The organism is Aureimonas sp. D3, assembly GCF_001463805.1.
GTDB classification, from domain to species: Bacteria; Pseudomonadota; Alphaproteobacteria; order Rhizobiales; family Rhizobiaceae; genus Aureimonas; species Aureimonas ureilytica_A.
In genome coordinates this window covers 38,282-51,748 of sequence record NZ_BBWM01000009.1, presented here as the reverse complement: position 1 = coordinate 51,748, position 13,467 = coordinate 38,282, and the positions used below count along the sequence as shown (strand labels likewise).

General features: G+C 66.7%; 15 protein-coding genes. 6 read left to right on the top strand and 9 right to left on the bottom strand.

Annotated elements, in window-relative coordinates; all coding sequences use genetic code 11:
• Nucleotides 1-14: 14 nt before the first annotated feature.
• On the bottom strand, nucleotides 15-716 hold the full coding sequence (coxB, locus tag AUL36_RS03435; protein WP_062218061.1) for a cytochrome c oxidase subunit II: 702 nt from the start codon (nucleotides 714-716) through the stop codon (nucleotides 15-17).
• Between the two features lie 33 nt (nucleotides 717-749).
• Here coxB and AUL36_RS03430 point away from each other — a divergent pair, with 33 nt between their 5' ends.
• Nucleotides 750-1,262 (top strand): DUF2231 domain-containing protein, encoded by a 513-nt coding sequence (locus AUL36_RS03430; RefSeq protein ID WP_062218052.1) that lies wholly within the window; start codon nucleotides 750-752, stop codon nucleotides 1,260-1,262.
• On the opposite strand, the gene AUL36_RS03425 is transcribed toward AUL36_RS03430, so the two are convergent.
• From AUL36_RS03425 to AUL36_RS03400, 6 genes are all read right to left on the bottom strand, one after another.
• The gene (locus tag AUL36_RS03425; protein ID WP_062218049.1) at nucleotides 1,240-1,746 is read right to left on the bottom strand and encodes a CopD family protein; all 507 of its coding nucleotides are present in this window, start codon (nucleotides 1,744-1,746) and stop codon (nucleotides 1,240-1,242) included. The two genes, AUL36_RS03430 and AUL36_RS03425, sit on opposite strands and share 23 nt — an antisense overlap.
• The gene (locus AUL36_RS03420; RefSeq protein ID WP_062218046.1) at nucleotides 1,743-2,474 is read right to left on the bottom strand and encodes a cytochrome c oxidase assembly protein; all 732 of its coding nucleotides are present in this window, start codon (nucleotides 2,472-2,474) and stop codon (nucleotides 1,743-1,745) included. The genes AUL36_RS03425 and AUL36_RS03420 overlap by 4 nt, the downstream gene beginning before the upstream one ends.
• A gap of 446 nt (nucleotides 2,475-2,920) precedes the next feature.
• Complete coding sequence (locus AUL36_RS03415; protein ID WP_062218042.1) at nucleotides 2,921-3,418, bottom strand: hypothetical protein; 498 nt, start codon at nucleotides 3,416-3,418, stop codon at nucleotides 2,921-2,923.
• Between the two features lie 74 nt (nucleotides 3,419-3,492).
• Complete coding sequence (locus AUL36_RS03410; RefSeq protein WP_275477490.1) at nucleotides 3,493-4,356, bottom strand: MurR/RpiR family transcriptional regulator; 864 nt, start codon at nucleotides 4,354-4,356, stop codon at nucleotides 3,493-3,495.
• Between the two features lie 68 nt (nucleotides 4,357-4,424).
• Nucleotides 4,425-5,513 carry an ABC transporter ATP-binding protein gene (locus AUL36_RS03405; protein WP_062218039.1) on the bottom strand — a complete coding sequence of 363 codons (1,089 nt, stop codon included), beginning with the start codon at nucleotides 5,511-5,513 and terminating at the stop codon, nucleotides 4,425-4,427.
• A 10-nt stretch (nucleotides 5,514-5,523) separates the two neighbouring features.
• A complete protein-coding gene (locus AUL36_RS03400) occupies nucleotides 5,524-6,288 on the bottom strand; it encodes an SDR family oxidoreductase (RefSeq protein WP_062218036.1) in 765 nt (254 codons plus the stop codon).
• 193 nt (nucleotides 6,289-6,481) lie between these two features.
• Between AUL36_RS03400 and AUL36_RS03395 the strand changes: the two genes are divergently transcribed.
• From AUL36_RS03395 to AUL36_RS03375, 5 genes are all read left to right on the top strand, one after another.
• The gene (locus AUL36_RS03395) at nucleotides 6,482-7,729 is read left to right on the top strand and encodes an ABC transporter substrate-binding protein (RefSeq protein ID WP_062218033.1); all 1,248 of its coding nucleotides are present in this window, start codon (nucleotides 6,482-6,484) and stop codon (nucleotides 7,727-7,729) included.
• 230 nt (nucleotides 7,730-7,959) lie between these two features.
• Nucleotides 7,960-8,832, top strand: a complete 873-nt coding sequence (locus AUL36_RS03390; RefSeq protein ID WP_058601470.1) for a carbohydrate ABC transporter permease — start codon at nucleotides 7,960-7,962, stop codon at nucleotides 8,830-8,832.
• 1 nt (nucleotide 8,833) lies between these two features.
• A complete protein-coding gene (locus AUL36_RS03385; protein ID WP_062218030.1) occupies nucleotides 8,834-9,658 on the top strand; it encodes a carbohydrate ABC transporter permease in 825 nt (274 codons plus the stop codon).
• Between the two features lie 10 nt (nucleotides 9,659-9,668).
• On the top strand, nucleotides 9,669-10,694 hold the full coding sequence (locus tag AUL36_RS03380; protein WP_062218027.1) for an SIS domain-containing protein: 1,026 nt from the start codon (nucleotides 9,669-9,671) through the stop codon (nucleotides 10,692-10,694).
• Nucleotides 10,695-10,751: 57 nt separating this feature from the next.
• Complete coding sequence (locus AUL36_RS03375; protein WP_156418245.1) at nucleotides 10,752-11,513, top strand: copper homeostasis protein CutC; 762 nt, start codon at nucleotides 10,752-10,754, stop codon at nucleotides 11,511-11,513.
• 36 nt (nucleotides 11,514-11,549) lie between these two features.
• On the opposite strand, the gene AUL36_RS03370 is transcribed toward AUL36_RS03375, so the two are convergent.
• Together AUL36_RS03370 and AUL36_RS03365 are read right to left on the bottom strand one after the other, a co-directional pair.
• Nucleotides 11,550-12,620: an ABC transporter ATP-binding protein gene (locus tag AUL36_RS03370; RefSeq protein ID WP_062218024.1), complete on the bottom strand. Its 1,071-nt coding sequence runs from the start codon at nucleotides 12,618-12,620 to the stop codon at nucleotides 11,550-11,552.
• Between the two features lie 11 nt (nucleotides 12,621-12,631).
• Nucleotides 12,632-13,465, bottom strand: coding sequence for a carbohydrate ABC transporter permease (locus AUL36_RS03365; protein ID WP_062218021.1), 834 nt, complete (start codon nucleotides 13,463-13,465; stop codon nucleotides 12,632-12,634).
• Nucleotides 13,466-13,467 lie beyond the last annotated feature (2 nt).

The following is a 13,467-nucleotide window of genomic DNA, read 5'->3' as shown; positions in this document are numbered from 1 at the left end:
CGTCGGGGTCTCGCTCAAGGCGCGGGCTCCTGCGAGAGGGAGGGGGCGGGGGCCGCAGCGAGCGCCTGATCGAGCGCCGCCTCGAAATTTTCGGGTGGATGAGCGATCACCGAAAAGCTCATCTCCTGGTGGCCCGTGCCGCAGAACTCGGCGCAGACGCCGCCATAGGTGCCCGGCCGGTCGGCCTGGAGCCGGATCACGTTCACATGGCCGGGAATGGCGTCGATCTTGCCGCCCAGACGCGGCACCCAGAAGGCGTGGATCACGTCCGTGCCGATGACCGCGACGTCGATCGGCTGGCCGGCCGGAACATGCAGGATGGTCTCCGTCGCGCCCTCGCGGCCGGGATAGCGGAACTCCCAGCGCCATTGATACGGCCGGGCCTCGACTCGCACGAGGCCGGGCGCGCCGGGATGGGCCAAAAGCCGCTCCCCTGTCGCGAGCGCGAAGACGAGAAGCGCGGTGAGGACGACGCCGGGAAAGGCGAGCCCGCCCCAGACGAGCCAGCGCTTGGGTGGAATGTCTCGGCCCCAGCCGGGCCTCAGGAAGGCGAAGGCGACGAGCGCCAGCACGAGAGCGAGAATGGCACTCGCCCCCGAAAGCATGACCCACCAGAGCGTCGCGGTGGACTGCGCGGCCGGCCCGGCCGGATCGAGAATGGAGAGCTTGCCGGCGCAGCCCGAGAGCCCAAGTGAAAGGGTGAGGGGCGCGATCAAGCGTGCCGGCAGAGGCAGCACCAAGGAAGAGACATGTCTGAGGCCAGTTCCTCCACCCGATCCGGCGTCAGCCCCGTTATCCGCAAGGTGGCGGAAAAGGATATTTCGTCGGCCATCGCGGTGGCGGGCCATCCGGTTCACGCCATGGCCGTGCATTTTCCGATCGCGCTCGCCATCGCGACGCTCGGCAGCGACGTGTTCTACTGGTGGTCGGCCGATCCGTTCTGGGTTCGCTGCGGCCTCTGGGCGGCGGGTTTCGCCTTTCTGACGGGCATCGGCGCCGGGCTGGTCGGCACGATGGAGCTGATCTTCGTGCCCGGCATCCGCGCGCGGGCGGCCAGCTGGACCCACGCCATCGCGGCCATGACACTGATTTCCGTGATGGGCATGAACTGGGGTCTCAGGTTGACGCAGCCGGACGCCGTTCTGCCGCTCGGCCTGTTCCTCTCGGTTCTCGGCGGCGCGCTGACCGGTTTGGCGGGCTGGCATGGGGGCAAGCTGATCCTGCATCATGGCGTCGGCATCATGGTGTCAGACGACGAATGAGACCGCGCCCGAATTCGCCCAGCGCACCCGGCCGATGAAACAGGTCGGGCACGAGGGCGAGATCGACAGCGGGCTTTGCGAGCACCAGCCAGAGAATGGCGAGCAACGTCACCGACAGGACGAAAAGCGCGGACACCATGCGCCAGGCCCGAAAGTGCTTCTCGTCCTCGAACAGGGAGAGGATCACCAGACCCGTCCAGACATGAAGCCCGGTGAGCACGCCGACGAACAGAAGCTTCAGCGCGAACCAGGCGGTGAAGACCTCGCGCAGGAGGATCAGCGCCGTGCCCGACGCGATGGCGAGAAAGGCCGCTGGCGAGATCACGACGATATAGGCAAATCGCGTGAAGGCGTGGAGCCGATGAAGGGGCGGCCCGTGGCCCGCTGCCTCGCGCTGGTTCATCAGGACGGGCAGAAGCAGCAGCCCGCCGCACCAGATCACCAGCGCAGCGATATGAAGGCTCTTGGTCCAGACGAGGATCACGCCGCGCGCTCCTCGGTCCTTAAGTGCGTGGCGAGCGCCAGAAGCGCGGCGAGGAGATAGGGCAGGTTGGCGGGTACCCACATCAGGAGCCCGGCCAATTGCTGGTCCTCCAGCGTCGAAAGGCCATAGGGCAGGGTCGACAGGAAATGCGGGGCGTAAAGCGGGTCGGGCGCGAAAGTGATGAGCGCGCCGAGAAGGCCCATCTGCGCGACGATGCCGAGATGGATCAGGAGAACCCGCATCAACGGCGCGCCGGGCGCCAGCAACCCGCGCCAGAGCACCACGGCCGAGCCGAGCAGCGAGAGTTCCATCAGCCAGTAGACCGCGTCATGGCTCAGCGCGAGCGCATAGGGCGCGGGCGCATGCCAGAGCCAGACCAGCACGACATGGACCAGCGCCAGCACGGAAAGGCCGGCCAGCGGAAAGGCCCGCCTTTGCGGCCAGGCGAGCGCCAGGAGCGGGGCGGCCAGCGAGATGAGCAGGAGGTGATGGGCGACCCGCACCGAGAACAGCGCGGAGGACAGCGCGCAGAGCGGGGAGACGAAGGCGAGAAACAGCGAGGCGATCGCCAGCCGATGCCAGAGACGGGCGGAACCGGAGCGCCCGCGCAATCGCCATTCGCCGCCGAGGAGCGCTGCGGTCAGAAGCGCCAGAACGATGGGGTCGAGATTCCAGGTCGATAGGAGATCGGCTGGCGCGGGCGGCGCGCCGCAATAGGGAATGGTCACGTCGGATGGTCCGGCCTTCGAGGGATCACTTCGCCAAGAGGGGCGGGGCTCAGTGTTTTCAAAGGGTAAGGCGCCGCGCGCTCGCGGCAATGTCTGCCGACCCTTCGCAGTGCGCCTCGCGAAGCCGTGATCAAAGAGCGCGGTGTGGAAGCCGCAGCCGTTGGCGCGCTGGCCGAGCAACGGAAGGCGCGGATTGCCTTGTGAATGCGAAAGGCCGAGCCGCGTCGCGCCCCGCCTGTGGTGAACGGTGTCTCATCCCTCGGCCGCGCAGGCGTCTCGCACCGTTCGATGAAGTCGCACCGACGAACTGGCCGCGCTCGCTGGCCGTTCCGTGCCTTCTGGCTTCGCGGGAATCGAGCGTCGCGACCCCGTAATTTCGATGGCTTGGCCGGTGGCGGCGGCCAGCCCTGACAAGACGCAGGGCGGCTTTCGCGCCGCCCCTTGCTTCATGCGGTGCGAGCGCGCCCGAGCGGGAAGGGCATGTAGCCGACGAAGCCCGTCAGCTTCCACTGACCATTGATGCGACTCGCGAAATAGAGCGTCTGCCAGCTGAGGACCTCGACGCCGCCGCCTTCCAGCGCCAAAGTGCCGTCGAACTTCTTGTGCGCCACGGCCCGGTCGCCCGAAATGTCGATGTCGCGCAGGTTCGTGGCGCGGAACAAGGCCTCGCGCACGGGCTCGGCATAGCGGATGAGCTTGGCGGCCTCGGCTTGGCGCAACCACTCGTCGCGGTAGGATTCCAGCGTCGGAAAGGCGAGACGCCAGGAATCGGGAATTTCGGACTTGTGCGCATGGAGGCCGAAGAAGCGGTCATGCGCGAAATCGCCATCCACCAGGGACCAGTCGGCGGCCAAAAACGCGTCGATGTCCCGCTCCACCAGCATCTGCCAGAGCGTGTGGCGGTCGGCATCGCCGGGCGGAAAGGGGTTCTCGGTCGGAAGCATCAAGGTTCCTTGTCAGATGGGGGCGTCCGCGAAGGCGGCTGCGCGTCTTCACGAGGACACGGGCGGCATGGAGATCAGTCTCCGATCGGCAGCGCCGGATCGGGCGCGGCATGGGCGTTGAGGTTCTGACGGATGCGCCGCAGCCCTTCGAACATGCGGGGGCCGATCGCCTCGGCGGTGGAAAGGGCGAGGATGTCCACCAGCGCCAGAAGCGCGTAGCGGCTGGAGCTCGGCTTGTAGAGATTGCCGTCCTCGACATTCTCGAAGGGCAAGAGCATGTCGCAGCCGCGCGCCAGCGGCGAGCCGGGGGCGGTGATGGCGAGGATCTCCGCGCCATAGGAGCGCGCGATGGCGCTGGCTTCCACGATGCTGCGCCCATGTCCAGAGACCGAGAGCGCCAGAACCGCCGTGCCGGGGCCGGCGACGCTGGCCAGCATCCGCTGCATCTGCCCGTCCGCCTCGGCCCGGATGTCGAGCCCCAGCCGGAACAGGCGGTTTTCCAGTTCCTTGGCCAGCATGGAGGAGGTGCCGCCCGAGCCGAGAGCCAGGATGCGCCGGCTATTGGCAAGGCGCAGCGCCATGCGCGCCACCATGTCCCGATCAAGGGAGGCGCGGATGCGCGAGAGGGCGGCCGAAGCCCCCTCATAGACCGCATCGGCCGCATGGCCGGGCTCGCCCTGCGGCGGGCTCGTGTCGGCGTCGAGATAGAGGCCGCCGACGGCCAGCGCTTGCGCCAGCCGGAACTTGAAATCGGCCGTTCCCCGGCAGCCGAGCGCGCGGGCAAAGCGTGTGACCGTCGGCTCCGACGTGCCGCAGCGCTCGGCGATCTCGGCGATGGAGCCTGTCGAGGCGAGGCGCGTGTTGGTGAGGACGAAGGCGGCCAGCCGACGCTCCGTCTTGGTGCCGCTTTCCGTCATCGCGCGCAGCCGGGCGATGATGTCGAAGCCGGGCGCATGGGCGCTCGCACTCGGGGCCGGTGATGGCTCCCGCGCGCCTTCACGTGGCCTCACGCGGCGAGCGCCCGTTCCACGCGACGCCCGCTGGAGGCTTCGAAGAGATGGCAGTCATCCGGCGCGACGGCGAGCGGCAGGATTTCGCCCGGCTGCGCCACCACGCGCTCGGACAGGACGACGCGCACGGCCGTTTCGCCGATCGTGCCATAGACATGGGTTTCCGCCCCGGTCGGCTCCACCACGCCGACCTTCAGCGGCAGGCCGCCGTCTCCGGCGCGTCGGAAACGCTCCGGCCGGATGCCGACGAGGAAGTCGGTGCCCTCGGTGGCCGGGGCCACGAGGGGCAGGGCAGGTCCGCCTGTGCCGAAGGCCATGTCGGCCAGCGCCAGCACCCCGTCACCGCCCCGCCGCGCGGGCAGGAGGTTCATGGGCGGCGAGCCGAGAAAGCCGGCGACGAAGATGTTGGCGGGCCGGTCGTAAAGCTCCAGCGGCGCGCCGACCTGCTCGATCCGGCCCGCGTTCATCACCACGATCCGATCCGCCATGGTCATGGCCTCGATCTGATCATGCGTGACATAGACGATGGTGGAGCCGAGCGTTTGATGCAGGGCCTTGATCTCGGTGCGCATCTGCATCCGCAGCTTGGCGTCGAGATTGGAGAGCGGCTCGTCGAACAGGAAAAGGTCGGGCTCGCGCATGATGGCGCGACCCATGGCGACGCGCTGGCGCTGGCCGCCCGAAAGCTGGGCCGGCTTACGGTCGAGATAGGGGCCGAGATTGAGAATGTCGGCGGCCTTTTTCAGCCGGCTCTCCGTCTTGGCCGGCTCGTCGCCGCGTACCTTCGGCCCGTAGAGGATGTTGTCGCGCACGCTCATATGCGGAAACAGCGCGTAGGATTGAAACACCATGGCGATGTTGCGCTTTTGCGGCGGCAGGTCGTTGGCGCGCTTGCCCCCGATGCGAAGCTCGCCGGAGGACACGGTGTCGAGGCCCGCGATCATGCGAAGCAGGGTGGACTTGCCGCAGCCGGACGGGCCGACCAGCACGATGAATTCGCCGTCCCGCACCTCCAGATCAAGCCCGTGCAGGATGTCGAGCGGTCCGTAGCGTTTCTGGAGCGCGTGAAGGCTGAGTTCGGCCATGACGGTCCTTTCAGGAAATCGCGTCGACAAAGGGCGGGTTGCCGGCCGACAGGCCCGCGTCCACGGGGAGCGCCACGCCGGTGATGCCGGAACTGGCGGGCGAGGCGAGGAAGAACACCGCTTCCGCCACTTCTGCCGGGGTCACCATGCGGCGCATCGGATAAAGCGGGGCGATGCGGCCGAGGAGATCGGGCTTCTCGGCAAAGCGATGGTCCCAGGCCTGCGTGCGCACCGAGCCGGGGCAGACGGCGTTGGCGCGCACCCCGTCCGGCCCCGCTTCCACGGCGATGGCGCGCATATAGGCCAGAAGCCCGGCCTTGGCGGCGGAATAGGCGGGGTTGCCATAGTGCCCGAGCGCATTCACCGACGAGACGAAGACGAAAGCCCCGGAGCCTCGCTGGCGCATGGCCGACAGGAGGGGCGTTGCGAGATCGCGTGTGCCGGTGAGATTGATGGCGAGTTCCCGCCGCCACGCCTCGTCATCCGTCGTTTCCAGCGTCTCGGCGCGCGTCCAGCCGGCATTGGAGACGAAGATATCCGGCACGCCGGCTTCCGCCATCACGCGCCGTGCCGCCTCACGGCAGGCGGCGGGGTCAGCCAGATCGAAGCCGAGGCGCAGAACGATGGCGGGGTTCTGGACGCCGGCCAGCGCCTCCTCGCTCAAATCGCACAGGATCAGCCGAGCGCCGGACGCGGCGAAGCGCTCCACCAGCGCGCCGCCGATGCCGCCGCAGGCGCCCGTGATCAGAACGAGGGGAGAGGAGGAATCCGGCATGGAGGCTCACGGCAGGAAGCGGAACGAACGCGATGCTGTTCGCCAAAATGAAAAAAAGCAACGGGAAAAACTCAACGAACTGCCTAACGAATGGGCTTGCGAAAATTTTTTACATGGAGAACCATCACGGCGTTTCGTCATCGGCAGGGGAACCGAACGATCGGTCCGCGCCGCGAAGGAGGATCGGTTTCCCATGCGCATCGCATCTCGTTGGACCACGCGCGCCGCGCGCCTCGCTCTTTCCGGCGTCGCGCTTCTGGCCCTTTCGGCCGCAGCCGAGGCCGGCACCGTTCGCGTCACCGTGGCGGAATATTCCGCCAAGACCGGGCCCTATTTCGAGAAGGTCGCCAAAGACTTCGAAGCGGCCCATCCCGGCACCGACATCCAGATCGAGGTCGTGCCCTGGGACAGCCTCCAGCAGAAGCTGACCACCGACATTTCGGCCGGTACGAATTCCGACCTCTCCATCATCGGCACGCGCTGGCTGCTCGACTTCGTCAGCCAAGGCATTGCGGAGCCTCTCGACGGCTATATGGATCAGGCCTTCAAGGACCGGTTCATCCCGACCTTCCTCACCCCCTCGGTGATGGAGGGCAAGACCTACGGCCTGCCGATCGCGGCCTCTGCGCGTGCCATGTATTATAACAAGGACCTCTTCCAGAAGGCCGGCGTCGCCGACGCGCCGAAAACCTGGGCCGAGCTGGAAGACGCGGCCAAGAAGATCTCTGCGCTGGGCGATGGCGTCTATGGTTTCGGCCTGCAGGGCAAGGAAATCGAGACCGACGTCTATTACTATTACGGCATGTGGTCCTACGGATCGGAGATCGTGAAGGACGGCAAATCCGGCCTGTCCTCGCCGCAAGCGGCCGAAGCGGCCAAGCTCTACAAGCGCATGATCGACGAGAAGGCGACCCAGCCGGGCGTGACCTCCTATTCGCGCGAGGACGTGCAGAACCTCTTCAAGCAGGGCAAGCTCGGCATGGTCATCACCGCGCCCTTCCTGTCCAACCAGATTCGCGACGAAGCGCCGAATCTGAAATACGGTGTCACCGCCATTCCCGCCGGCCCGACCGGCGACAAGGGCACCTATGGCGTGACCGATTCGATCATCATGTTCCAGAATTCCAAGAACAAGAAAGAGGCGTTCGAATTCCTCGACTACCTGTTCCAGACGCCGCAGCGCGTCGCCTTCACCGTCAACGAAGGCTTCCTGCCCGTCGAAAAGGAAGAAGCTGAGGATAAGCACTTCACCGACAGCGCCGATCTCAAGGTCTTCACCAGCCTCCTGCCGGACGCCCGCTTCGCGCCGGTCATCCCCGGCTGGGAAGAGATCGCCGACCTCACCACCAACGCCCTCCAGAGCATCTATCTCGGCAAGGAAGAGGTCGAACCCGCGCTGAAGGCCGCCGCCGAGAAGGCGGACGCGATCCTGAAGCAGTAGGCGTGTGAACGCGGGGGATGCCGTCCCCCGCACCCCCTGCCAGGGGAAATGATTTCCCCTGGGCCCCTCATTCTCTTGGCGCACATGTCCGAAGTTGGGGAGGGCCGCTGGTCCTCCCCAACTTCGGAAAAGAGGTTCCAAAAGAAAGGAAGGGTCCGGGAACTCGTTCCCGGGCGGGGCACGGGGCGGCAGCCCCGCCACTTTCATGCCCACAGCCTCAAGGATCGCCCATGACCGCCGAGCGGCCTGTCTTGCCTTATCTGATGATCGCGCCGAGCCTGTTGCTGGCGCTGGCGATCGTGGTGTGGCCGATCGTGGAATTGTCGGAGATCGCGAGCCACAGCGTCAATCGCTTCGGGCAGTTGCGCGATTTCGTGGGCCTCGCGAATTTCGAGGCGCTGTGGAACGACCCGAACTTCATCGCGAGCCTGTGGCGGACGCTGGTCTGGACGGTCTGTGTGGTGGGCGGCGCGCTGTTGACAGCGATCCCGGTGTCGCTGGTCTTGAACGAGGATTTTTATGGGCGGGGGCTGGCGCGGGTGCTGGTGATGCTGCCTTGGGCAGTGTCGCTGACCATGACGGCTATTGTCTGGCGCTGGGCGCTGTCGGGCGAAAGCGGCATGTTGAATTCGGCGCTGATGGGTCTGGGGATCATCGGCACCAACATTCAGTGGCTGGCGGATGCCTCGACCGCCTTCCCCATGCAAATCTTCATCGCCATCATCGTGACGGTGCCCTTCACGGTCACGATCCTGCTGGGAGGATTGTCGGCGATCCCGGACGATCTCTACGAGGCGGCGGCACTGGAGGGCGCGGGGCGCTGGACGATGTTCCGCACCATCACGCTGCCCTTGCTGAAACCCTTCCTGAATATCGCGATGATCCTGAACACGATCTACGTGTTCAACTCCTTCCCGATCATCTGGGCGACGACGCAGGGCGGGCCGGCGAACTCGACCGATATTCTCGTCACCTATCTCTACAAGATGGGCTTCCGGCTGGGAAAGCTGGGCGAGGCCTCGGCTGTGTCGCTGGTGATGTTCGCGATCCTGCTCGTGTTCACGCTGATCTATGTCCGGCTGTCGATGCGGCGGGAGGCGTGACATGGGCTCGAAGCTGAAACGCAGCCTCGTCTGCTGGCTGATCCTCCTGCCCTTCGTGGTGGCTGGCCTGTTTCCTTTCGCAGTGATGATCATCACCGCGCTGAAGACGCCGGACGAGGTGCTGAACCCGACCTGGTGGCCCTCGCGGCTCGCCTTCGAAAACTTCGTGACCATGTGGCAGGCGACGAATTTCGGACCGGCGCTGTTGAATTCGGTGATCGTCTCGGTGGTGTCGACGCTGGTCGCGCTCGTGGTCTCGATCCCGGCGGCCTATGCGCTCGGTCGTTTCGACTTCCGCGGGCAGGGGGCGTTTCGCGTCTTCCTGATCGTCACGCAGATGCTGTCGCCCATCGTGCTCGTGATCGGCCTTTTCCGCTTGGTGGCCTGGGCCGGGCTGATCGATAAGGTGAGCGCCGTCGCCTTCGTCTATGGCGCGTTCAACATCGCCTTCACGGTCTGGATGCTCCAGAGCTATTTCGCGACCATTCCGCGCGATCTGGAAGAGGCCTCCTGGATGGAAGGGGCGAGTCGCTGGCGCACGCTGGTCTCGGTCTTTCTGCCGCTCGCCGTGCCCGCCATCGTGGTGACGGCGATCTTCGCCTTCATCAACGCCTGGAACGAGTTCGTCATCGCGCTCACCATGCTGCGCACGCAGGAGAGCTACACGCTGCCGATCCAGATCTTCTCGCTGGTGGCCGGGCGCTACACCGTGGAATGGCACCATGTGATGGCGGCGACCTTCGTCGCGACCATTCCCGTGGCCATCGCCTTCGCTTGGCTGCAACGCTATCTCGTGCGCGGCCTGTCGGTCGGCGCGGTGAAGTGAGGGGACGAGCATGAGCGAGGCGAGCACCACCACCTTCATGCGGCGTGAAACGGACGAGGCGGCCGAGGTCGTCGCGCGCCTTCTGGAGCGCGAGGGCCAGGCCATCGCCGATCTCGGCGCGCGTCTTCGCATGATGCCGCCGGCCGCCATCGTCACGTCCGCGCGCGGCTCGTCGGATCACGCGGCGAGCTATCTGAAATATGCCGTCGAGATTTCCCTGGGATTGCCCGTGGCCTCGATCGGCCCCTCGGTCGCCTCGGTCTATGGCGCGCAATTGCGCCTGCCGGGCGGCGTCGTCTTCAGCGTCTCGCAATCGGGCCAGAGCCCGGACATTCTCGCCCTTCAGGCCAATGCGCGGCGCGGCGGAGCGCTGGCCGTCGCGCTTCTCAACCGGACGGATTCACCCCTGGCGGAGGGCGCCGATATCGTGATCCCGCTCCATGCGGGTGAGGAAAAGAGCGTCGCGGCCACCAAGAGCTTCGTCGCGTCCGTCGCGGCGGCGGCCGCCATCACGGCCGTATGGACCGGCGACGAGGTGCTGGAGCGCGCGGTGCGCGACCTGCCGGCCGCGATTTCGCGCAGCGCGCGGATGGACTGGACGCCGGCGCTGGAACGGCTCGTGACGGCCCGCTCGCTGTTCACGGTCGGGCGCGGCCCGGCCTTCGCGATTGCGCTGGAAGCGGCGCTGAAATGCAAGGAAACGGCGGGGCTGCACGCCGAGGCCTTTTCGGCGGCCGAGGTCGCGCATGGGCCAATGCAGATCGTCGGCCCGGATGTGCCCATTCTGGCCTTCGTGCCGGCGGACGCGGCCGAAGCGTCGAGCCTCGCGGCGCTGGAGCGATTGCGCGCTTTCGGGGGCGCGGTTTTCGCGGTGGGCGAAGGACGCGACCTGCCCTCTGCCGCCACCGGCCATGGGCTCACCGACTCGATCCCGATGATCGTCGCCTTCTATGTCATGGCCGAAGCGCTGGCGCGCCGACGCGGGCTGGACCCGGATCGCCCGGCCAAATTGCGGAAAGTGACGGAAACCGTGTGAGCGAGCGGGAGCCGATCCCGGCGGTGCCGGCGCGCGCCTCTGTCAGCGGCAGCGCGCATGTCCGCTGACCGCTTAGTCTTGGATGGGACGCCAAGCCCGCTGCGCCGGCTCGAAGTCTGCGTGGACGATCCGGCGGGGCTGGAGGCGGCCCTGCGCGGCGGGGCGGATCGCATCGAGCTGTGTTCGGCGCTGGCGCTGGGCGGCTTGACGCCCTCGCTCGGCTTCATGCAACGGGCCAGCGCGCTGGCGATTCCGGTCTATGCGATGATCCGCCCGCGCGCCGGGGATTTCTATTTCTCGCCTGCCGAGGCGGATCTGATGGGGCGCGACATCGCGGCCGCGCGAGAGGCGGGGCTGGCGGGTGTCGTGCTGGGCGCAGGCCTGCCGGATGGACGGCTTGACATCAGACTATTGGAGCGCCTCCTGCGCGCGGCGGAGGGGCTCGGAGCGACGCTGCACCGGGCCTTCGATCTCGCCGGGCCGGATTTCGACGCGGCCCTGGATCACGCGATCGGCCTCGGTTTCGAGCGGGTTCTCACCTCAGGCGGCGCGCGCACCGCGCCCGACGGCCTGCCCGTCCTCGCCCGCCTGATGGAGCGAGCCGAGGGGCGCATCACCGTTATGCCGGGCTCAGGCATCACGGCCGCAACGTTGCCCGGTCTGATAGCAAGCCTGCCGATCACCGAGGTTCACGCGTCCTGTTCCAAGCCGTTGCCGGTTCGCAGTCCCGCAGCCGAGCGGCTGGGTTTTGCGAGCCCTACGGAGCGGCGCACCGACGAAGGGGCGGTGCGTGCGCTGAAGGCGCTGCTCGCAGGTTGAGATACTACGGGGCGATGCTTGGCTCGCCCGGTCGCCTCAGTTCAACCGAGCCCCACCTTCCGCCGCGAAGAGATGCAGATGGTCGGTGGCAAGGCGGATCGGAATGCGGTCGCCCGCGCGCAGCCGGCTGACGCCCGGCGTGAAGGCCTTCATCGAGATGCCGCCGAGATCGCAATGGACGATCGTGCCCATGCCGGTCGGCTCCACCAGTTCCACCGGGCATTCGAGGCCTGAGCCTTCGCCGACCAGCACATGTTCGGGCCGGATGCCGAGCGTGACGGGCGTTCCGTCGGTCGCCGCCGTGGAGGCGGGAAGGGGCACGCGGCGGTTCTCGCCGAGATCGAGAAAGGTCTCGCCGCCCGCACGCCGCACGCGGCCGTCGAGGAAGTTCATGGCGGGCGAGCCGATGAAGCCGGCGACGAAGCGGTTGGCCGGGCGCTCGTAGAGATCGAGCGGCGAGCCGATCTGCTGGATCTCGCCCCCTTCCATGGCGACGATCCGATCGGCCAGGGTCATCGCCTCGATCTGGTCGTGCGTGACATAAATCGACGTGGCGTTGAGGGACTGGTGCAGCTTCTTGATCTCTGCGCGCATGTGCTCGCGCAGGCGCGCGTCAAGATTGGACAGAGGCTCGTCGAAGAGGAACGCCTGCGGCTGGCGCACGATGGCGCGGCCCATGGCAACGCGCTGGCGCTGCCCGCCCGACAGCGCCTTGGGGCGGCGGTCGATCAGCTTGGTCAGGCCGAGCTTGTCGGCCGCGCCCGACACGGCCGAGGCGATGCGCTCCTTCGGCGTCTTCTTGAGGCGCAGGGCGTAGCTCATGTTTCCGGCAACGCTCATATGCGGATAGAGCGCGTAGGACTGGAACACCATGGCGAGATTCCGGTCCTTGGGCGCGAGTTCGTTGACGCGCTGGCCGGCAATGGCGATCTCCCCATCCGTCACCTCTTCGAGGCCCGCGATCATGCGCAGAAGCGTGGACTTGCCGCAGCCGGAGGGGCCGACCAGAACGATGAACTCGCCCGAGCGGATGGACAGATCGACCGAGCGCAGGATGGTGAGCGGGCCATAGGCCTTATGGACGGAGCGGATGTCGATGGCAGCCATGACGAGACCTTTCAGCCCTTGACCGCGCCGGCCGTCAGGCCCTGCACGAGGAAACGCTGGATGAGAAGGAAGAACAGGACGGCGGGGATGAGCGCGAGCACGCCGGCCGCCATCATCTGCCCGAAATCGACGCCGAACTTCGACACGAAGGACAGAAGCCCGACCGGGAAGGTGGAGGCGTCCACTTTCGACACGAGCATCAGCGCGAAGAGCAACTCGCTCCAGGCGGCGGTGAAGACGAAGCCGAGCGTCGCGGCCATGCCGGGCAGGGTGAGCGGCACGATGATCTCGCGGAAGGCCTGAAACCGGCTGGCCCCGTCGATCTGCGCGGCCTCTTCCAAGTCTTTGGGAATGCCGTCGAAGAAGCTCTGCATCAGGAAGATGGCGAAGGGCACGTTGAAGGCGGTGTAGACGACGATCAGGCCGGTCAGCGAATTGGTGAGACCGAGCGGCGAAAGCATCTTGAAGATCGGCGCGATCAGCATCACCAGCGGGAACATCTGCGTCACCAGTAGAAGCCCGGTCATCCAGAGCTTGCCGCGGAACTCAAAGCGCGAGAACGCATAGCCGCCGAAGGCCGCGATGACCGTCACAATCGCCGCCGTCGAAAGCGACACGATCAGGCTGTTGCGGAAGAAGAGCGGGAAATTCGAGTTCTCCAGGACGAAGCGGAAATGCTCGAAGCTCGTGCGCGAGGGCCATAGGCGGACCCCTTCCGAATACATGAGGTCGTTCGGCGTCACCGAGACCTTCACCAGCCAGAAGAGCGGAAACAGCGCGAAGACGATGAAGGCGAGGAGCGCGAGGCGATGGGCGACGGTACCGAGCGAGAAGGCGCGGCGCATGG